At 35.3% G+C, this 201-nt stretch carries 1 protein-coding gene; it reads left to right on the top strand.

The window, feature by feature from the left end:
• The coding region (locus LOK41_RS28920) for a hypothetical protein (RefSeq protein ID WP_241819492.1) at nucleotides 1–201 on the top strand (201 nt) is incomplete at both ends.

The following is a 201-nucleotide window of genomic DNA, read 5'->3' as shown; positions in this document are numbered from 1 at the left end:
TGACCCAGAGGTACTTACAGCTGTTCTTGAACGCTTTGATGAAACCTATGCTGAATATAAAATAGAGGGATTACTTCCTAAAATTCAATGTCCTGTTTTACTTCTTCAAAGCGATCCTAAATTTGGAGGGTTAATAAGAGACCAAGATGCTAAACAAGCATTACATCTCTTACCTAAAGCAACCCACATTAAAATTAACAA

It is taken from the genome of Bacillus sp. TL12, assembly GCF_022625245.1.
In the GTDB taxonomy this organism is placed as follows: Bacteria; Bacillota; Bacilli; order Bacillales; family Bacillaceae_G; genus Bacillus_A.
This window is presented reverse-complemented; position numbering and strand designations above follow the sequence as displayed.